Below are 18,767 nucleotides of genomic sequence, written 5' to 3'. Positions count from 1 at the left end.
GTCACACCTCCTCAGAGTCCTGGCCGGCGGGGGCGTTGGCCGGCTCCCGCTCGGCGACCATGCGCCGGGTGCGCGGGCTCGGTGGTACCTGAAGATCCATCGGGGGCAGCGGGAAGCTGCCCTGCGGCCGGTTCTCGACCTGCTCGGCGACGGTCGGCTTCTGCTCCGGCTTGCGGTTCGGCCAGAACAGCGCGGCGATCAGTGCGATACCGCCGAGGATGCCGAACACCACAAGCCGGTCGTTGCGCTCCCAGTCCTGCACCTTGAGCCAGGTGGCCAGGAAGACGATCCAGACCAGGCTGACCGGGATGAGTACCTTCCAGCCGAGGCGCATGAGCTGGTCGTAGCGCAGCCGAGGCAGCGTGCCACGCAGCCAGACGAAGACGAAGACCAGCAGGATGACCTTGGCGAAGAACCAGAGCAGCGGCCACCAACCGGAGTTCGCACCCGACCAGATACTGATCGGCCACGGCGCGTACCAGCCGCCGAGGAAGAGCGTCACGGTGAACGCCGACATGGCCACCATCGCGACGTACTCGCTGAGCATGATCAGCGCGAACTTCAGCGAGCTGTACTCGGTCATGAAGCCCGCCACCAGCTCCGACTCCGCCTCGGGCATGTCGAAGGGCGGCCGGTTGGTCTCGCCGACGATGGAGATGAGGAAGACCACGAAGCTCGGGAAGAGCAGCAGTGCGAACCAGCCCGGGCCGGGAAGCTCGGCGCCGAACAGGTTGAGCGTGACGCCCTGCCCCTGTGCGGCCACGATCTCGCTTGTGGACATCGTGCCGGCGAGCATGAAGACCGCCACGATGGACAGGCCCAGCGACACCTCGTACGAGATCAGCTGGGCGGTGGAACGCAGACCACCGAGCAGCGGGTAGGTCGAACCGGAGGCCCAACCGGCGAGCACGATGCCGTACACCGCCATCGAGGACAGGGCCAGCACCACCAGCACCGACACCGACACGTCGGTGACCTGCAACGGCGTCTGGTGGCCGAAGATGCTCACCATCGGGCCGAACGGGATCACCGACAGCATGGTGACCGCGCAGATCATCGAGATGGCCGGGGCGATGAAGTAGATGACCTTGTCGGCGGCCTTCGGGAGGATGTCCTCCTTGAAGGCCATCTTCAGGCCGTCGGCGAGGGTCTGGAGCAGACCGAAGGGGCCCAGCTGGTTCGGGCCGGGCCGCACCGCCATCCGCCCCACGACCCGTCGCTCGAACCAGACACCGAGCAGCGTGCCGAGCAGCGCGACGACGAAGGCAAAGACGACCTTGCCGAGGATCAGCCACCACGGATCGTGGCCGAAGTCGGTAAGCGACGGTGGCTGAGCGAGCGGGTTCATGCGACACCCCCGGAGGAGTTGAGGAGCGGGCCCGGACGGCCGGCCGCGTCGGCGGCGACCGACTCGGCCGTGCCGGGCGCGGAAATCCGCACCACTGCGCCGGAGGTCGCGCCCAGGCTGCGCCGCACGGTCGCACCGGGCGAGTTGGTGGGCAGCCAGACCACCCCGTCCGGCATTTCGGTGATCGCCACCGGGAGGGTCAACGCCCCCCGGTCGGTGCCCACCGTCACCGGGTCGCCGTCGGCGACACCGAGCGCCTCGGCGGTGCCCTTGCCCAGCCGGACCACCGGCGGACGGGCGGTGCCACCCAGGTGCTCGTCACCGTCGGTGAGGCTGCCCAGGTCGATCAGCTGGTGCCAGGTCGACAGGACCGCCTCGCCGGCACCCGGCTGCGGCACCGCGGTCGGCGTGACCGACGGGGCGCTGGGCCGGGTCGTCCTGGTCTGCGGCAGTCCACCAAGCTCGCGGCGGACGCTCAGCACGTCCCCGGTGCCCAACCGCACGTCCAGCTGCGCGGCGAGCGCGTCGAGCACCCGACCGTCGGTCATCGCGGCGGTGGTCAGCACCGCGTCGAACGGACGCAGCCGGCCCTCCCAGTCCAGGAAGCTGCCGGCCTTCTCGACCACCGGCGCGACCGGCAGGACGACGTCCGCCCGGCGGGTCACCGCAGTGGCCCGCAGCTCCAGGCTGACCAGGAACGGCACCGCGTCCAGGGCCTGCTCGGCCAGCCGCGGGTCGGCCAGGTCGGCCGGGTCGACGCCGGCCACCACCAGGGCACCGAGCTGACCCGCCGCGGCGGCGGCGAGGATGCCGTCGGTGTCCCGACCGGCCTGGCTCGGGATCACCCCGGCCGGGATGTCCCAGGCCTCACCCAGCTCGGCACGGGCGGCCGGCTCGGTGACCAGACGCCCGCCGGGCAGCAGGTTGGGCAGGCAGCCGGTGTCCACCGCGCCACGGTCACCCGCGCGCCGCGGCACCCAGGCCAGCTTCGCGCCGGTACGCGCGGCCACCTCGGCGGCGGCGGAGAGCCCACCCGGCACGCTGGCGAGTCGCTCGCCGACGATCAGGATCGCGCCCTCGGCGCTGAGCGCCTCGGCGACCGTCGCGTGCTCGGCGAGCACCCCGGCCTCCTCGCCCGGCACCACCCGGGCCAGCTTGGCACCGAGCTTCTCCAGGCCGCGGGTCGCGAACGGGGCGATCGCGTACACCTTGAGCTTGTTCTTCAGGTACGCCTTGCGCAGGCGCAGGAAGAGGATCGGGCACTCCTCCTCCGGCTCCAGGCCGACAAGCACCACGGCCGGGGCCTTCTCGACGTCGGCGTAGGTGACGTCGGTGCTGCCGGCGACCGTGCTGGCCAGGAAGTCGGCCTCCTCGCGGGAGACCGGCCGGGCCCGGAAGTCAATGTCGTTGGTGTGCAGCGCGACCCGGGCGAACTTCGCGTACGCGTAAGCGTCCTCGACGGTCAGCCGGCCGCCGGTGAGCAGCGCCGAACCCTGGCCACCGTCACGGGCGGCCCGCAGACCGTCGGCGGCGACGCGCAGCGCCTCGCTCCAGGAAGCCTCCCGCAGCTCACCGGTGCTCTGGTCGCGGACCAGCGGGGTGGTGAGCCGGTCGGTGGCCCGGGCGTACTGGAAGCCCCAGCGGCCCTTGTCGCAGTTCCACTCCTCGTTGACCTGCGGGTCGTCGCCGGCCAGCCGGCGCAGCACCTTGCCGCGCCGCCAGTCGGTGCGCTGGGCGCAGCCGGCCGAGCAGTGCTCACAGACGCTGGGGGTGGAGACCAGGTCGAACGGGCGGGCCCGGAAGCGGTACTGGGTGCCGGTCAGCGCACCGACCGGGCAGATCTGCACGGTGTTGCCGGAGAAGTACGAGTTGAACGGGACGTCCCCCTCGTCGCCCTCCTCACCGTACGCCTCGTCCCGGTAGATGTTGATCTCCTCGGCGGAGGAGCGGTTCATCAGGTCGATGAACTTGTCGCCGGCGATCTCCTCGGAGAACCGGGTGCAACGCTGGCAGAGCACGCACCGCTCGCGGTCGAGCAGCACCTGGGTGCTGATCGGCAGCGGCTTCGGGTACTCCCGCTTGTGCTCGTGGAACCGGGAGTCGGTGCGCCCGGTCGACATGGCCTGGTTCTGCAGCGGGCACTCGCCACCCTTGTCGCACATCGGGCAGTCGAGCGGGTGGTTGAGCAGCAGCAGCTCCATGACCCCCTCCTGCGCCTTCTTGGCGACCGGGGAGGTGAGCTGGGTACGGACCACCATGCCCTCGGCCACCGTCTGGGTGCAGGAGGCGACGGGCTTGCGCTGCCCCTCCACCTCCACCAGGCACTGCCGGCAGGCGCCGGCCGGGGCCAGCAGCGGGTGGTCGCAGAACCGGGGGATCTCGGTGCCGATCTGCTCGGCCACCCGGATCAGCAGCGCACCCTTGGGGGCGGTGACCTCGACACCGTCGATGGTGAGGGTGACCGTCTCGGTCGACTTCGCTACGTCCGTCATTAGTGGGCTCCCACCAACTGCTTGTCGGACAACTTCGGCGCAGTCCGGCCCTCGATGTAGTCGAGGTAGTCCTGCTTGAAGTACTTCAGGGACGAGGTCACCGAGCTGGTGGCACCGTCACCCAGGCCACAGAACGAGCGACCGAGGATGTTGTCGCAGGTGTCGAGCAGGGTGTCCAGGTCGTCGTGGGTGCCCTGACCGGCCAGGATGCGGCGGTAGACCCGCACCATCCAGTAGTTGCCCTCCCGGCACGGGGTGCACTTGCCGCACGACTCGTGGTGGTAGAACTCCAGCCACCGGTAGGTCGCGTAGACCGGGCAGTCCTGGTCGGAGAAGATCTGGGTGGCCGTGGTGCCGAGGATTGACCCGGCCGCCGCGACACCCTCGAAGTCCAGCGGCACGTCCAGGTGCTCGGCGGTGAGCAGCGGGGTCGACGAGCCACCCGGGGTCCAGAACCGCAGGTTGTGCCCCGGCTGCATCCCGCCGGCCAGCTCGATCAGCTCGCGCAGGGTGATGCCGAGGCCGCACTCGTACTGGCCGGGGTTGGCGATCCGCCCGGAGAGCGAGTAGATCATCGGGCCGGCGGACTTCTCCGTGCCCATGGACTTCCACCAGTCCGCGCCACCGAGCACGATGTACGGCACGCTGGCGATGGTGCCGACGTTGTTGACCACCGTGGGGCTGGCGTACAGGCCGTGGGTGGCCGGGAACGGCGGACGCAGCCGAGGCTGGCCGCGGAAGCCCTCCAGCGAGTCCAGCAGCGCCGTCTCCTCGCCGCAGATGTACGCCCCGGCGCCGGAGTGCACCACCAGCTCCAGGTCGAAGCCGCTGCCCAGGATGTTCTTCCCCAGGTAGCCCTTGGCCTTCGCCTCTTCGACGGCGTTGCGCAGCCGACGCGCGGCGTGCACCGCCTCGCCCCGGATGTAGATGTAGGCCCGGTTGGCCCGGATCGCGTACGACGCGATGATCACGCCCTCGACCAGCGAGTGCGGGTCGTGCGTCATCAGCGGCAGGTCCTTGCAGGTCCCCGGCTCGCCCTCGTCGGCGTTCACCACGAGGTAGTGCGGCTTGCCGTCACCCTGCGGGATGAAGCCCCACTTGAGGCCGGTCGGGAAGCCCGCGCCGCCGCGGCCCCGCAGCCCGGAGTCCTTGACCAGCTGGATCAGGTCGTCCGGGTGGGCCTTGAGCGCCTTGCGCAGCGCCGCGTAGCCGTCGAGCTTCTCGTAGGTGCCGATCTGCCAGGCGTCGGGCGACAGCCAGCGCTTGGTCAGCACCGGCGTCAGCTTGGCCAGGGTCTCCGGCCGAGGCGTGGTCACTTCTGACCCCCCTTGTCGTTCGCAGAGCCACGGCCGGTGGACTCCGCTTCACTGAGGTTGCGCTCCTGCGCCTCGGCGTCGTCGCCGGCGGGCTTGGCGTCGCTGGCCGGCTTGTTGGCCGCCACACCGGCCGCCTCCGCCGCCTGGGCGTCCCGCGGCCCGGGTGCCGCACCGTCGGTCGGGACCTTCGTACCGGGAGCGTCCGGCACGGCGGTCTTCGCGTCCGGCTGGCGGGTCTCGGCCGTACGCAGCTGCGGCGACTTGCGGTCGGGAGCCGCCACGTCGGGTGCGGTGGTCCCGGTCGGTGCCGCCTTCGGCGGGGTGGCCGGGGCCGGCTTGTCACCGGCCTTGCTGCTGCGGATCGGGGTGTTCGGGTCGAAGCCCGGCGCCGACACGCCGTGCTGCTGCGCCAGCCGCAGGCCGCGCAGCGAAGGCTCGCCCGGCACGCCGTCGGCGACCGCGCCCTCGCGCTCGTCGGCGAATCCGGCGAGCTGGACCGACATCTCCTTGAGGGTGCAGAGGCGGGCGCCCCGGCTCGGCGTGGGCCGGTTGCCGGCCCGAAGCTCGTCGACCAGGCCCACCGCACCCTGCGGGTCGACTCCGTCGAAGAAGTCGTAGTTGACGGTCATCACCGGGCCGTAGTCGCAGGCCGCCAGGCACTCGGCGTGCTCCAGCGTGATCTTGCCGTCCTCGGTGGTCTCGTCGTGCCCGACGCCCAGGTGCTCGGCGAGGGTGTCGTAGACCTCCTGGCCACCGAGCACGTTGCACATCGTGTTCGTGCAGACGCTGACCAGGTAGTCGCCGGTGGGCCGGCGCTTGTACATGGTGTAGAAGCTGGCGACCGCGCCGACCTGGGCCTTGTTCAGGCCGAGGACCTCGGCGCAGAACGCCACGCCGGCCGGGGAGACGTAGCCCTCCTCGGACTGCACCAGGTGCAGCAGGGGCAGCAGGGCCGAACGCGACCGGTCGGCCGGGTAGCGGGCGATGATCTCCCGCGCCCGGGCCCGGGTCTCGTCGGTGAAGACCGTAGTCACCGGTCACAACCTCCCATCACGGGGTCCAGCGAAGCGCCGCCGGCGATCACGTCGGCGATCAGGCCGCCCTCGGCCATCGCCGGCAGGGCCTGGAGGTTGACGAAACTCGGCTCCCGGTAGTGCACCCGGTACGGCCGGGTGCCACCGTCGGAGACCGCGTGCACGCCCAGCTCGCCACGGGGCGACTCGACCGCCACGTAGACCTGCCCCGGCGGCACCCGGAAGCCCTCCGTCACCAGCTTGAAGTGGTGGATCAGGGACTCCATCGACTGCCCCATGATCTTGGCGACATGCTCCAGCGAGTTGCCCATGCCGTCGACGCCGATGGCCAGCTGCGCCGGCCAGGCGATCTTCTTGTCGGCCACCATCACCGGGCCGGGCTTGAGCCGGTCGACCGCCTGCTCAATGAGCTTGAGCGACTCGCGCATCTCGGCCATCCGGACCAGGTAGCGGCCCCAGACGTCACCGTCGGCGTGCGTCGGCACGTCGAACTCGTACGTCTCGTAGCCGCAGTACGGCATCGTCTTGCGCAGGTCCCAGGCCAGGCCGGCGGAACGCAGCACCGGACCGGTGACGCCGAGCGCCACGCAGCCGGTCACGTCGAGCACCGCGACCTCGCGCGTCCGCTCCAGCCAGATCGGCTGACCGGAGAGCAGGTCCTCATACTCCTTGAGCCGCTTCGGCAGGAGCTTGAGGAAGTCGCGGATCTTGACGATCGCCTCGTCCGGCACGTCCTGGGCGACACCGCCCGGCCGGACGTACGCGTGGTTCATCCGCAGCCCGGTGATCAGCTCGAAGATCTCCAGGATGTACTCGCGCTCCCGGAAGCCGTAGAGCATCATGTTGATCGCGCCGAGCTCCATGGCCGTGGTGGCCACCCAGACCAGGTGCGAGGAGATCCGGTTCAGCTCCATCATGAGCACCCGGATGGTGTTGGCCCGCTCGGTCACCTCGTCGGTGATGCCGAGCAGCTTCTCCACCGCGAGCGCGTACGCCGTCTCGTTGAAGATCGGCGAGAGGTAGTCCATCCGGGTCACGAAGGTCGAACCCTGGACCCAGTTGCGGTACTCGAGGTTCTTCTCGATGCCGGTGTGCAGGTAGCCGACGACCGAGCGGGCCTCCCGGACCGTCTCGCCCTCCAGCTCCAGGACCAGCCGGAGCACGCCGTGCGTGGACGGGTGCTGCGGACCCATGTTGACGACGATGCGACCCTCGTTGATCGGGTCGACCCCCGACACCACGTCGTCCCAGTCCCCGCCGGTGACGTTGAAGACGCGACCCTCGGTGGTCTCGCGTTCGGTGGCGTAGTTGGAAGCGCTCACTGGTACGACCTCCGCTTGTCGGGCGGCGGGATCTCGGCGCCCTTGTACTCCACGGGCACACCGCCGAGGGGGTAGTCCTTACGCTGCGGGTGACCCTCCCAGTCGTCCGGCATGAGGATCCGGGTCAGCGCCGGGTGGCCGTCGAAGATGACGCCGAACATGTCGTACGCCTCCCGCTCCTGCCAGTCGGCCGTCGGGTAGACGGCGGTGACGCTCGGCAGGTGCGGCTCCTCGACGGAGACGGCGACCTCCAACCGGACCCGCCGCCGGTAGGTCATCGAGGTCAGCTGGTAGACCACGTGCAGCCGGCGGGCGTCGGCACCGAGGTAGTCCACCCCGGAGACCGAGGAGCAGAGCTCGAAACGCAGCGCCGGGTCGTCCCGCATCACCTGGCAGACCTCGGCGATGCGCTCCGGCCGGATGTGCAGGGTCAGCTCGCCGCGGTCGACCACCACGTGCTCGATCGCCTCGCCGAAGGCCGGGTACGCCTCCTCCAGCGCGTCGCGGACCTCGTCGAAGTAGCCACCGTACGGCCGGGGCGAGTCCTCGATGGTGCGCTGTGGCCGGACCAGGCCACCGAAACCGGAGACGTCACCGCTGCCCTGGTTGCCGAACATGCCCCGGCCGGCCGGCGCCGACGGAGGAAGCTCGGCGGGAGCGCCACTGGTCGCCCCGGCCGGCGTCACCGGAACCGGTACGCCGCCGGTGCTCGGCTTGGAGTCAGTCACTTGATCCCCCGGTACGGCTGGAGGTGGTTCTGGGCCTTCATCCAGTTCTCGATCCGCAGCTGCTCCTCGCGGCCCTCGCGGACGGCCTTCGTCCACTCGGCCCGCCGGGCCTTGTCGCTGCGGTACGACGACGGCATCGAGCCGTACGGCACCACCGGCACGTCACCGCGTGCCTCGCGGGCGGCCAGCATCTTGCGACCGTTCGCCCCGAGCGGCTCGTGGCCGATCTTCTCGCGCAGCTTGAGGATCGCGTCGATGAGCATCTCCGGCCGGGGCGGGCAGCCGGGCAGGTACATGTCGACCGGTACGACGTGGTCGACGCCCTGCACGATGGCGTAGTTGTTGAACATGCCGCCGCTGCTGGCGCAGACGCCCATGGAGAGCACCCAGCGGGGCTCGGCCATCTGGTCGTAGATCTGGCGCAGCACCGGGGCCATCTTCTGGCTGACCCGGCCCGCGACGATCATCAGGTCGGCCTGGCGGGGCGAGGCCCGGAAGACCTCCATGCCCCAGCGGCCCATGTCGTAGTGCGGCCCACCGGCGGCCATCATCTCGATCGCGCAGCAGGCCAGGCCGAACGTGGCGCCCCAGACCGAGGACTTGCGCGACCAGTTGACCAGCTTCTCCACCGAGGTGAGCAGGACACCGGCGGGAAGTTTTTCCTCGATACCCATCTGGGTTCCTCCCTCAGTCCCAGTCCAGGCCGCCGCGACGCCACTCGTAGGCGTACGCGACGAAGACCGCACCGATGAACACGAACATGGCCACGAGCCCGAACACCGGCAGGGCGTCGAAAGAGACGGCCCACGGGTAAAGGAAGATCATTTCCACATCGAAGACGATGAACAGCATCGCCGTCAGATAGAACTTGACCGGAAAGCGGCTGCCACCGATCGGCTGCGGGCTAGGCTCGATTCCACACTCGTAGGCTTCGAGCTTTGCTCGGTTGTAGCGCCGAGGCCCGGTGAACCGGGTGGCGACCGTCGAGAACAGCGCGAAGGCCGCGGCAAGGGCGAACAGCCCGATGATGGGTACGTAAGGCGAGAGCGACATATTCTTCTCCTGCTCGTCCTTCCCTGCCCTCGTTCGTTGGCGAAATTCACACTATTCACATCCCACCCGACGACCTTCGGCGGGGTGGCCTTGCGTCCTAGACCGCTGGCGCGACCCGGGTCATCGCATTGATCACCCGGTCCATCGCGTCACCGCCCCGGGGGTCGGTGAGGTTGGCCAGCAGCTTGAGCACGAAGCGCATCAGCGTCGGGTGCGGCATGCCGTGCTTCGTCGCCACCCGCATGACCTCCGGTCGGCCGATCAGCTTCACGAAGATCCCGCCGAGCCGGTAGTAGCCGCCGAAGCGCGTCTTGAGCTCCTGCGGGTAGGCCATCAGGGCCCGCTCCCGCTCGGCACCGGCGGGTCGGGCCAGCGCCTGCGCCGCGACCTCCGCGGCCAGTTCGCCGGACTCCATCGCGTACGCGATGCCTTCGCCGTTGAAGGGGTTGACCATGCCGCCGGAGTCGCCGACAAGCATGACGCCACGGGTGTAGTGCGGCACCCGGTTGAAGCCCATCGGCAGCGCCGCGCCGAGGGTCGGCCCTTCGGCGTTCGCCTCGTCGGTCATGCCCCACTCCGGCGGGGTGTTGGCCAACCAGTCGGTGAGCAGCCGTCGGTAGTTGGTCTTGCCGAAGGCCGAGGAGGAGTTCAGGATGCCGAGCCCGACGTTGACCCGGCCGTCACCGAGGCCGAAGATCCAGCCGTACCCGGGCAGCAGTTCGCCGGTGCCCTTGGCCCGCAGTTCCAGCCACGACTCCAGGTAGTCGTCGTCGTGCCGGACCTCGGAGCGGTAGTAGCGGCGCACCGCCACGCCGATCGGACGGTCCTCGCGCTTGGCCAGTCCCAGCGCGAGAGGGAACCGACCGGAGACGCCGTCGGCGGCGACCACCAGCGGCGCGTGGAAGGTGGCGGGGACCTTGTCCGGGCCGGTCTCGGCCTCGACGCCGACCACCCGGCCGTTGCCGTCGAGGACCGGGCCGATGACGTTGACGCTGGTGCGCAGGTCGGCACCGGCGGAGACCGCCCGCTGGGCGAGCAGGTCGTCGAAGTCGAGGCGGGTCCGCACCAGGCCGTAGTTCGGGAAGCTGGCCAGATCCGGCCAGTCGAGTTCCAGCCGGACGCCACCACCGATGACCCGCAGGCCCCGGTTGTGCAACCAGCCGGCCTCGGTCGAGGTGTCGACGCCCATGCGGATCAGTTGGCGCACCGCGCGGGGGGTCAGCCCATCACCGCAGACCTTCTCCCGAGGGAACTCGGTCTTCTCCAGCAGCAGCACGCGTACGCCGTGCCGAGCCAGGTGGTAAGCGGTCGCCGAGCCACCGGGACCGGCGCCCACGACGATCACGTCGGCGTCGTTCTCCACCGCAGTCATTTGCGCCTCCTCCCCGCGTGCTCGTGAAATGCTTCACAAGCCAGCCGAGACGAGTCTAGGACTGTGGCCGTACGCTCGGTTTGTTAGGGCTACCTAACCTCGCGGAACCGGGCTGGACGCGTCGAGACCAGCCCGGATCGTCTCCGGCAGGTGCTCGCGCAGGGCACCTCCCGCCGCCCGGTCCAGGGCCGCCAGCACCTCGGACACCACCTGCCGCACCTCCGCCGGATCCGCGCCGGCCAGATCCCGCAACTGCTCCACCAACTCGGCGGCGTCGCCGTCGGCGACATCCCTCGGATCCGTCATGCCGGCCAGCGTAAGCCGCAAATCAGGCCGAATGACCGATTTTCCCCTAAATATCGCCAATCATTGCCGAATGCCGCGATGCAGGGCCACCACACCACCGGTCAGGTTGCGCCAGGCCACCCGACCCCAGCCGGCCGCCTGCACCCGGGCGGCCAGGGCCGCCTGATCGGGCCAGGCCCGGATCGACTCGGCGAGGTAGACGTACGCGTCGGGGTTGCTGGAGACGGACCGCGCCACCGCGGGCAGCGACCGCATCAGGTACGACAGGTAGACCGTACGGAAGGCCGGGTTGACCGGCGTACTGAACTCGCAGACCACCAACCGGCCACCCGGACGGGTCACCCGCGCCAGTTCGCGCAGCGCGGCGTCGGTGTCGTTGACGTTGCGCAGGGCGAAGGAGATGGTCACCGCGTCGAAGCTGGCGTCGGCGAACGGCAGCCGCAGCGCGTCCCCGGCCAGCAACGGCACCTGCGGCCGGGTGCGCTTGCCCGCGTACAGCATGCCGAGGGACAGATCGGCGCCGACCGCGTACGCCCCGGAGTGGGCCAGTTCCTCGGTGGAGACACCGGTGCCCGCGCCGACGTCGAGCACCCGGTCACCGGGGCGCAGTTCGAGCGCGGACCGGGTGGCCCGCCGCCAGAACCGGTCCTGGCCGAAGGAGAGGACGGTGTTGGTCAGGTCATAGCGGGCCGCCACGCCGTCGAACATCGCGGCGACCTCGTGCGGCTGCTTGTCCAGGTTGGCGCGCTGGCCCTGCGGGGAACGGCTCACCCCTCCACTCTGCCAGCCCGACCGGTGCCGGATCACCGCCAGGGTCGCCTGATGTCGGCGATCTTCGCCACCCGGCGACGCGCTCCGGACACAGTCAGGGCGAGATGGTCACCCATCTCGCCCTGACTGCCTTGCGTTATGTGAACGGCCCCTGCGGGCCGATAGAGGACGTGCCTCAGGCGTTGGACTTCTCGTCACCCGGGGTCACCAGGACCACCCGGCGACGACGGGACAGCAGGAACAGCACGGCACCGGCGACCACCACGGCCGCACCGACGCCACCGATCAGACCGGCCTGCACACCGGTGACCGGCAGGCCGCCGCCACCGCCGCCGCCACCGGCCGGGGCGGGAAGAATCACCGCGAAGTCGTCGGTGTTGTCCGACGGGTCGAGGTCGGCGAAGTCCGACTCCTCGACCTTACGCACCTGGGCCCTCGCGAAGGCCGGCTTGGCCGCACCCTTGTGGATGGCCGGCGCGTCGACCGGCAGGGCACCGAACGCGGTGACCGCCAGCGAGCCGCCCTTCAGGGTGGCCGGTGCCTCGAGGCTCTCGTCCACCGTGATCGGCAGCGGGAACTCCAGGTACCTGTCCGGCTCGAGCAGGTAGTTCTTGTCCTCACAGACCACGGTACGCCCGTCGTCGTCGGCCTCGCAGCCGTCAATCGCGAGGAACGTCGCGCCCTTCGGCAACTGGTAGGTCAGCCTGAGGCCCTTGGCCGTCTGGTCTCCCTGGTTCATGACCAGGCTCCCGACCAGGGTGGTGTCACCGGGCCGCAGCGGACCCTTCTCCTCGAGCGTGTCGAGGTCGAAGCGGGTCTTCACGTCCGGCACGACCACGCCGAGGTCGACGCCGCTCTCCGGGGTCAACTCGACATCGACGTCGATGCTGTTGTTGCTGTCGTCGGTGTCGTCGGCGGACTCGATGCTGATGGTCACCGGCGCGGTGTACGGTCCGGTGACGTCGGCGTCCATCTTGACCAGGAAGACCAGCACCTCGGTCGTCTCACCCGGCCCGGGGATCTCGTCCTTGTCCAGCTCGCAGGTGAACAGTTCGAGCTTGGAATCGCCGGTGATGTCGCACCCACCAAAGGTGACCGGGACCAGCACCATCTTATTGTCGTCCACCTTGGACACATCGACCTTGACGAGCAACTTGCTCGGGGTGCCCTCGCCCTGGTTCGCGACCTTGATCCAGGCGAACTTGCCTTCGACGCCGTCGGTCATCCGGGTGCCGGCGGCGGTGACCGCCAAATCCGTCTCGGTGCCGGCGGCGTGTGCCGGCGCGCCGAACGCGGCAACGGCGCTCGAGGCAAGCAGCGCGGCTGCGGCGAGGCTCGCGGCGCGGCGGGTACGGAAGATCATAAAATGGTCTCCCCCGTGGGGTATGGGAAATGTACGGGCGGGGACGTTATCGGTCATCGATCAACCGCGCCACCCCGCAACACCACCACGGAGGAACTGGTCAGCTAATCTTTATTTAAGGATCGGCTGAATCGATGACCGCTGCCACCCGGCCGTATCAGCAGCCAATCCGTAACGGCCTCACGCATTCGGCCGGACAGATGGGCACAGTGGCCCGATCGGCCCATGAACACGGGCCGCGCACACACGACCCATGGTCATGACGCCACCACCGACCGTCAGTGCGGAGGGTCAGTTCGCCTCGACCAACGGCAGCGAACGACCCGCACCGCCGCCGGGCAACGCGATCGAGGAGAAGTGGGACACCACCCGCTCGTCGGTCGGATCGTCGGCGGGCGTCCGGTGCACGGCCAGGCGGTTGTAGAGGGTGTCCCGCTGGGCCGGAATCCGGTCGGCGGAGCGGATCATCCCGATCAGCTCGTGCAGGTTCGACCGGTGCCGCGCGCCGGCCGAGGAGATGACGTTCTCCTCCAGCATGATCGAGCCGAGGTCGTCGACCCCCATGTGCAGCGCGAGCTGGCCGACGTCCTTGCCGGTGGTCAGCCAGGACGCCTGCAGGTGCGGCACGGTCTCGAAGAAGAGCCGGGCCACCGCCACCAGCCGCAGGTACTCCAGGGTGGTGGCCTGCGTGCGGCCCTTGAGGTGGTTGTTCTCAGGCTGGTACGTCCACGGGATGAAGGCCCGGAAACCCTGCGTACGGTCCTGCACGTCGCGGATCATCCGCAGGTGCTCGATCCGCTCGGCGGCGGTCTCGCCGGTGCCCATCATCATCGTCGCGGTCGACTCGACGCCCTGCCGGTGGGCCAGCTCCATGACCTCCAGCCAACGCTCGCCCGACTCCTTCAGCGGGGCGATCGCCTTGCGGGGTCGCGCGGGCAGCATCTCGGCACCGGCACCGGCGATCGAGTCCAGCCCGGCGGCCTTGATCCGGGCGATGGCCTCGTCCAGGCTCACCCCGGACACCTTTGCCATGTGCAGGATCTCGCTCGGCCCGATCGAGTGGATGGCGAGCTGCGGGTACGCCTTCTTGACCGAGGAGAACAGCTCCTCGTAGTACTCCACGCCGTAGTCCGGGTGGTGGCCGCCCTGGAGCATGACCTGGGTGGCGCCCAACTCGACGGCCTCGCCGCAGCGCCGCAGGATCTCCTCGGTCGGGTGGGTCCACCCTTCCTTGTGCTTCGGCGCCCGGTAGAAGGCACAGAACTTGCACGCCGTCACACAGACGTTCGTGTAGTTGATGTTGCGGTCGATCAGGTACGTGACGATGTTGTCCGGGTAGCGCCGCCGGCGCACCGCGTCCGCCGCCTCACCGAGGGCGTGGAAGGGCGCATCGGTGTAGAGCAGCAGGGCCTCCTCGGGCGTGATCCGCCCGCCGTCCGCGCCACGCTGCAGGATGTCGTCGATCTCCCGGCTCTCCGTCACGCTCCCGAGCCTACGCCGCGCCCCCCGGCACGGCCGGGGGGCGCACCCCACCTGTGACGCACTCCCCTCGTCGATCCTGCGCGCCACGCTGCGCGCGCCGTTTCGCCGAGAGGGCGGCATGCCTCCGGTGCGAAACCACCGTTTCGCCGAAACGGAGTTGATCACCGCAGCCAGCCGTCCCACCTGCTCGCGCGGGCGGTCCTGCCCGGCTAGGCGTCGTAGTCGACGGTGAGAGTGTCGGTGCGCGGGCTGGACTGGCAGGTCAGCACGTACCCGGCGGCCACCTCGTCGGGCTCCAGGGCGTAGTTGCGGGCCATCTCGACCTCGCCGGAGACCACCTTCGCCCGGCAGGTCGAGCAGACCCCGCCCTTGCAGGCGTACGGCAGCTCACCGCGGACCTTGAGCGCGGCGTCCAGCACCCGCTCGTCACGGCGCATGGAGAAGCTCGACGAGCGGCCGTCGAGCACGATCGTCACCTCCGTGCCGCCGGCCGACTCGTCCGGCCGGCGGACCGGCTCGGGTGCGGCGTCGACGTGGAACAGCTCGGTGTGCACCGCCGACTCCGGCACGCCCCGCCCGGCCAGCACCTCACGAGCGTCCACCACCAGGCCGTACGGGCCGCAGAGGAACCACTCCTCGATCATGTCGCCGGGGACGATGGTGTCCAGCAGGCGACCCAACCGCTCGGCGTCGATGCGCCCGGACAGCAGCGGCGACTCGCCCTGCTCGCGGGAGAGCACATGCACCAGGTGCAGCCGGGTCGGGTAGCGGTCCTTCAGGTCCGCCAACTCCTCGGCGAACATCACGCTGTTGGCCGTGCGGTTGCCGTACACCAGGGTGAAGGTGCTGGCCGGCTCGACGGCCAGGGCCGTGGCGACAAGCGACAGCACCGGGGTGATGCCGGAACCGGCGACCACCGCGCCGTAGCGACGCACCCGCTCCGGCGCGAACGCCGTGGTGAAGTGACCGAGCGGTGGCAGCACCTCGACGGTGTCGCCGCTGCGCAGGGCCCCGCAGGCGTACGACGAGAAGGCCCCGCCGGGGATCTCCCGCACGCCGATGCGCAGCCGCCCGTGCCGGGCCAGCTCCTCGGGCGTGGAGCAGATCGAGTACGAGCGGCGCACGTCCTCGCCATCGGGCAGCGCCGCGGCATCGGCCGGCGGCCGGCGTACCGTCAGGTGCTGGCCGGCCCGGAACGCGAAGGCCGCACGCAGCTCCTCGGGCACCGCGAAGGTGACCGCGACGGCGTCGGCGGTGAGCCGGTCCACGGCGACGACGGGCAGCGGATGGAACACCGGCCGGCGACGGACCGGGCGGGTGATGGTGACAGTCACAGCGCCTTCACATGGTCGAACGGTTCGGAGCAGGCGCGGCAGCGCCAGAGGGCCTTGCAGGCGGTGGAGCCGAAGCGGCTGAGCTGCTCGGTCTCCGGCGACCCGCAACGCGGGCAGCGTACGGCCAGGGTCAACGGGACGACCCCGTCGCGGCGGACGGGGGCCGGTGGGGCGATGCCGGCGGCGGCCAGCTTGGCCCGCCCGGCGTCGGTGATCCAGTCGGTGCTCCAGGCGGGACTGTGCACCGTACGCACCTCGGCGTCGGGGTGACCGGCCACGGCCAGGGCCCGGCGGATGTCGGCGCGGATGACGTCCATCGCCGGACAGCCGGTGTACGTGGGAGTGATCGTCACCACCACTCGACCGGTGGCCGGTTCCACCTCGACCGAGCGCAGGATGCCGAGGTCGGCGATGGTGATCACCCGGATCTCCGGGTCCACCACCGCCGCCACGGCCTCGTGGGCCGCGTTCACCGTCGCTTGGCCGCTACTCACCAGCGGGCACCGGGGTGGGCACGATGCAGCACCTGCATCTCGGCGAGCAGGAACGACAGGTGCTCGGTGTGCAGACCGTCCCGCCCACCGGCCGGGGCCCAGCTGGGCGCGGGCACGGTGAGCGTCGCCTCGGCGAGCACCGCCGAGACCGTCGCGTCGAAGTCGGCCCGCAGGGTGGCCGGGTCGACCGGGGCCTGCGGCTGCGCGGCGAACAGCTCCGGGACGTACGGCCAGACCTGGTCGAGGCCGGCCTGCATCCGCCGGTGCGACTCCTCGGTGCCGTCGCCCAGCCGGCGCACCCAGAGCGAGGCGTGGTCCAGGTGGTACGCGGACTCCTTGCGTGCCTTGCCGCCGATCGCGGCCAGCCGCTCGTCGGCGCAGCCGGCCAGCGCGGTGTAGAGCGGCAGCTGGTAGGCCGACAGGACGAGCAGCTTCGCCATGGTCACCGCGAAGTCGCCGTTGGGCAGCTCGACCAGCAGGCAGTTGCGGAACTCCCGGTCGTCGCGCAGGTACGCCAGCGCGTCCTCGTCGCGGCCCGCGCCCTCCAGCTCGCCCGCGTACGACAGCAGCAGCCGCGCCGCGCCGAGCTGGTCCAGAGCGATGTTGGCCAGCGCGATGTCCTCTTCCATCTCCGGCGCCCGGGTGGTCCACTCGGCCAGCCGCTGCGCCGCGATCAGCGCGTCGTCGCCGAGGGCGAGGGTGAAGTCAAACGGACCGTTCACAGCGACATCTCCGTTCGCGACTGCGGGGCTCGCAGACCCGGCTCACTCCTCGCGCTCACAGGGCCGTCTCCGTTCGCGACTGCGGGGCTCGCAAACCCGGCTCACTCCTCGCGCTCACAGGTGGGCCACTCCGTCCGGTACCTCGTAGAAGGTCGGGTGGCGGTAGATCTTGTCGGCGGCCGGGTCGAAGAAGGCGTCCTTCTCGTCCGGGCTGGACGCGGTGATCGCGCTCGCCGGCACCACCCAGATCGACACGCCCTCCTGGCGACGGGTGTAGAGATCACGGGCGTTGCGCAGAGCCATCTCGGCGTCGGGCGCGTGCAGGCTGCCCACGTGCGTGTGCGCCAGCCCGCGCCGGGCCCGGACGAAGACCTCCCAGAGGGGGGTGGTGTGCTGGCTCATGCCGCGACCTTCTCCTTGCTTACCTGCTTGGCCGCGTACGCCGCGGCAGCCTCGCGTACCCAGGCGCCCTCGGCGTGGGCGCGACGACGGTGCTCCATCCGCTGCCGGTTGCACGGCCCGTCGCCGGTGATGACCCGCATCAGCTCGTCGTAGTCGGGCTGGGTGAAGTCGTACGCCTGACGTTCGTCGTTCCAGCGCAGGTCGGGGTCGGGGATGGTCAGCCCGAGCACCTCGGCCTGGCCGACGCACATGTCCACGAAGCGCTGCCGCAGCTCATCGTTGGAGAAGCGTTTGATCTTCCAGGCCATCGACTGGGCGGAGTGGGTGGAGTCGCTGTCCGGCGGGCCGAACATCGCCAGCGACGGGTACCACCAGCGGTCCAGCGCGTCCTGGGCCATCGTCTTCTGGGCCGGGGTGCCGTGCGCCAGGGTGTGCAGGATCTCGTAGCCCTGCCGCTGGTGGAACGACTCCTCCTTGCAGACCCGGATCATCGCTCGCGCGTACGGGCCGTAGGAGCAGCGGCAGAGCGGGACCTGGTTGACGATCGCCGCGCCGTCCACCAGCCATCCGATGGCGCCGACGTCGGCCCAGGTGAGGGTGGGGTAGTTGAAGATCGAGCTGTACTTCTGCCGGCCTTCGAGCAGCAGGTCGACCAACTCGTCCCGGCTGATGCCGAGGGTTTCCGCCGCGGCGTAGAGGTACAGACCGTGGCCGGCCTCGTCCTGGACCTTGGCCAGCAGGATCGCCTTGCGCTTGAGCGACGGGGCGCGGCTGATCCAGTTGCCTTCCGGCTGCATCCCGATGATCTCGGAATGCGCGTGCTGGGCGATCTGGCGGATCAACGTCCGCCGGTACGCCTCGGGCATCCAGTCCCGCGGTTCGATCTTCTGGTCGGCGTCGATGACCTCCGCGAAGTACGCGGCCAGGTCGACATCCTGACCCGGGATGCCCCGGTCTCGTTCCGCGGCAGCACGCAGCGCCGCCTCTGCCGCTTCGACCTCGCCGAGCAGGCCGCCGGGCGCGTCCTCGCCCGAGAAGTCGTTGCCATACATGCCCTAAGTGTTACAGCTAGCAGCTCAAGAAACCAGAGGGTGTCACAGAAATGCGAAGCAGCATCGAGCTACGCAGCGGGCATGAAAAGTAACGCTCAGCAGCTATGACTTGCCTCACAAATTTCCCCATAAATGAGCGCAACTGGCTCACAACCGTTCGTTAACCCGCCTTCATG

Annotated in this window: 18 protein-coding genes; all 18 read right to left on the bottom strand. The window is 70.0% G+C overall.

Translation table 11 applies throughout. From position 1 onward, the window contains the following. Position 1: 1 nt before the first annotated feature. The 18 genes from nuoH to paaA all read right to left on the bottom strand — a co-directional run bounded on the left by nuoH (position 2) and on the right by paaA (position 18,591). Complete coding sequence (gene nuoH, locus EG812_RS22690) at positions 2 to 1,348, bottom strand: NADH-quinone oxidoreductase subunit NuoH (protein ID WP_013731025.1); 1,347 nt, start codon at positions 1,346 to 1,348, stop codon at positions 2 to 4. Continuing rightward, the gene (locus tag EG812_RS22685; protein ID WP_126712695.1) at positions 1,345 to 3,840 is read right to left on the bottom strand and encodes an NADH-quinone oxidoreductase subunit G; all 2,496 of its coding nucleotides are present in this window, start codon (positions 3,838 to 3,840) and stop codon (positions 1,345 to 1,347) included. The genes nuoH and EG812_RS22685 overlap by 4 nt, the downstream gene beginning before the upstream one ends. Further along, entirely contained in the window at positions 3,840 to 5,156 is a 1,317-nt protein-coding gene (gene nuoF, locus EG812_RS22680) for an NADH-quinone oxidoreductase subunit NuoF (protein ID WP_013731023.1), read from the bottom strand. Before nuoF ends, EG812_RS22685 begins: the two co-directional genes overlap by 1 nt. Beyond that, entirely contained in the window at positions 5,153 to 6,190 is a 1,038-nt protein-coding gene (nuoE, locus tag EG812_RS22675) for an NADH-quinone oxidoreductase subunit NuoE (RefSeq protein WP_013731022.1), read from the bottom strand. The genes nuoF and nuoE overlap by 4 nt, the downstream gene beginning before the upstream one ends. Next, entirely contained in the window at positions 6,187 to 7,512 is a 1,326-nt protein-coding gene (locus EG812_RS22670) for an NADH-quinone oxidoreductase subunit D (RefSeq protein ID WP_013731021.1), read from the bottom strand. Before EG812_RS22670 ends, nuoE begins: the two co-directional genes overlap by 4 nt. Next, positions 7,509 to 8,240, bottom strand: coding sequence for an NADH-quinone oxidoreductase subunit C (locus EG812_RS22665; RefSeq protein WP_013731020.1), 732 nt, complete (start codon positions 8,238 to 8,240; stop codon positions 7,509 to 7,511). Before EG812_RS22665 ends, EG812_RS22670 begins: the two co-directional genes overlap by 4 nt. Further along, complete coding sequence (locus tag EG812_RS22660; RefSeq protein WP_013731019.1) at positions 8,237 to 8,914, bottom strand: NuoB/complex I 20 kDa subunit family protein; 678 nt, start codon at positions 8,912 to 8,914, stop codon at positions 8,237 to 8,239. Before EG812_RS22660 ends, EG812_RS22665 begins: the two co-directional genes overlap by 4 nt. A 13-nt stretch (positions 8,915 to 8,927) precedes the next feature. Further along, entirely contained in the window at positions 8,928 to 9,293 is a 366-nt protein-coding gene (locus tag EG812_RS22655; protein WP_013731018.1) for an NADH-quinone oxidoreductase subunit A, read from the bottom strand. A 97-nt stretch (positions 9,294 to 9,390) separates the two neighbouring features. Next, a complete protein-coding gene (locus EG812_RS22650; protein ID WP_126712694.1) occupies positions 9,391 to 10,665 on the bottom strand; it encodes a geranylgeranyl reductase family protein in 1,275 nt (424 codons plus the stop codon). Between the two features lie 93 nt (positions 10,666 to 10,758). Continuing rightward, the gene (locus EG812_RS22645) at positions 10,759 to 10,971 is read right to left on the bottom strand and encodes a hypothetical protein (protein ID WP_043719359.1); all 213 of its coding nucleotides are present in this window, start codon (positions 10,969 to 10,971) and stop codon (positions 10,759 to 10,761) included. Between the two features lie 60 nt (positions 10,972 to 11,031). Continuing rightward, positions 11,032 to 11,742: a demethylmenaquinone methyltransferase gene (locus tag EG812_RS22640; RefSeq protein WP_126712693.1), complete on the bottom strand. Its 711-nt coding sequence runs from the start codon at positions 11,740 to 11,742 to the stop codon at positions 11,032 to 11,034. A gap of 175 nt (positions 11,743 to 11,917) precedes the next feature. Then, positions 11,918 to 13,105 (bottom strand): COG1361 family protein, encoded by a 1,188-nt coding sequence (locus tag EG812_RS22635; RefSeq protein WP_126712692.1) that lies wholly within the window; start codon positions 13,103 to 13,105, stop codon positions 11,918 to 11,920. A gap of 291 nt (positions 13,106 to 13,396) precedes the next feature. Continuing rightward, positions 13,397 to 14,587 (bottom strand): cyclic dehypoxanthinyl futalosine synthase, encoded by a 1,191-nt coding sequence (gene mqnC / locus EG812_RS22630; protein ID WP_126712691.1) that lies wholly within the window; start codon positions 14,585 to 14,587, stop codon positions 13,397 to 13,399. A 209-nt stretch (positions 14,588 to 14,796) separates the two neighbouring features. After that, positions 14,797 to 15,921: a 1,2-phenylacetyl-CoA epoxidase subunit PaaE gene (gene paaE / locus EG812_RS22625; RefSeq protein WP_126712690.1), complete on the bottom strand. Its 1,125-nt coding sequence runs from the start codon at positions 15,919 to 15,921 to the stop codon at positions 14,797 to 14,799. Continuing rightward, positions 15,918 to 16,394 carry a 1,2-phenylacetyl-CoA epoxidase subunit PaaD gene (gene paaD, locus EG812_RS22620; protein WP_013731011.1) on the bottom strand — a complete coding sequence of 159 codons (477 nt, stop codon included), beginning with the start codon at positions 16,392 to 16,394 and terminating at the stop codon, positions 15,918 to 15,920. Before paaD ends, paaE begins: the two co-directional genes overlap by 4 nt. 17 nt (positions 16,395 to 16,411) lie before the next feature. Further along, on the bottom strand, positions 16,412 to 17,137 hold the full coding sequence (gene paaC, locus EG812_RS22615) for a 1,2-phenylacetyl-CoA epoxidase subunit PaaC (RefSeq protein ID WP_013731010.1): 726 nt from the start codon (positions 17,135 to 17,137) through the stop codon (positions 16,412 to 16,414). 114 nt (positions 17,138 to 17,251) lie between these two features. After that, positions 17,252 to 17,539: a 1,2-phenylacetyl-CoA epoxidase subunit PaaB gene (gene paaB / locus EG812_RS22610; RefSeq protein WP_013731009.1), complete on the bottom strand. Its 288-nt coding sequence runs from the start codon at positions 17,537 to 17,539 to the stop codon at positions 17,252 to 17,254. Then, a complete protein-coding gene (gene paaA, locus EG812_RS22605; RefSeq protein ID WP_126712689.1) occupies positions 17,536 to 18,591 on the bottom strand; it encodes a 1,2-phenylacetyl-CoA epoxidase subunit PaaA in 1,056 nt (351 codons plus the stop codon). The genes paaB and paaA overlap by 4 nt, the downstream gene beginning before the upstream one ends. Between the last annotated feature and the right edge of the window lie 176 nt (positions 18,592 to 18,767).

It is taken from the genome of Verrucosispora sp. FIM060022, assembly GCF_003977705.1.
Lineage (GTDB): Bacteria > Actinomycetota > Actinomycetes > Mycobacteriales > Micromonosporaceae > Micromonospora > Micromonospora gifhornensis.
This window is presented reverse-complemented; position numbering and strand designations above follow the sequence as displayed.

Excerpts from the sequence above, each read along its gene's own strand:
- EG812_RS22635 (WP_126712692.1), bottom strand. The coding sequence starts at position 13,105 with ATGATCTTCCGTACCCGCCGCGCCGCGAGCCTCGCCGCAGCCGCGCTG.
- paaA (WP_126712689.1), bottom strand. The coding sequence starts at position 18,591 with ATGTATGGCAACGACTTCTCGGGCGAGGACGCGCCCGGCGGCCTGCTC.
- nuoH (WP_013731025.1), bottom strand. The coding sequence starts at position 1,348 with ATGAACCCGCTCGCTCAGCCACCGTCGCTTACCGACTTCGGCCACGAT.
- EG812_RS22685 (WP_126712695.1), bottom strand. The coding sequence starts at position 3,840 with ATGACGGACGTAGCGAAGTCGACCGAGACGGTCACCCTCACCATCGAC.
- EG812_RS22660 (WP_013731019.1), bottom strand. The coding sequence starts at position 8,914 with ATGGGTATCGAGGAAAAACTTCCCGCCGGTGTCCTGCTCACCTCGGTG.
- paaB (WP_013731009.1), bottom strand. The coding sequence starts at position 17,539 with ATGAGCCAGCACACCACCCCCCTCTGGGAGGTCTTCGTCCGGGCCCGG.
- EG812_RS22650 (WP_126712694.1), bottom strand. The coding sequence starts at position 10,665 with ATGACTGCGGTGGAGAACGACGCCGACGTGATCGTCGTGGGCGCCGGT.
- EG812_RS22645 (WP_043719359.1), bottom strand. The coding sequence starts at position 10,971 with ATGACGGATCCGAGGGATGTCGCCGACGGCGACGCCGCCGAGTTGGTG.
- EG812_RS22655 (WP_013731018.1), bottom strand. The coding sequence starts at position 9,293 with ATGTCGCTCTCGCCTTACGTACCCATCATCGGGCTGTTCGCCCTTGCC.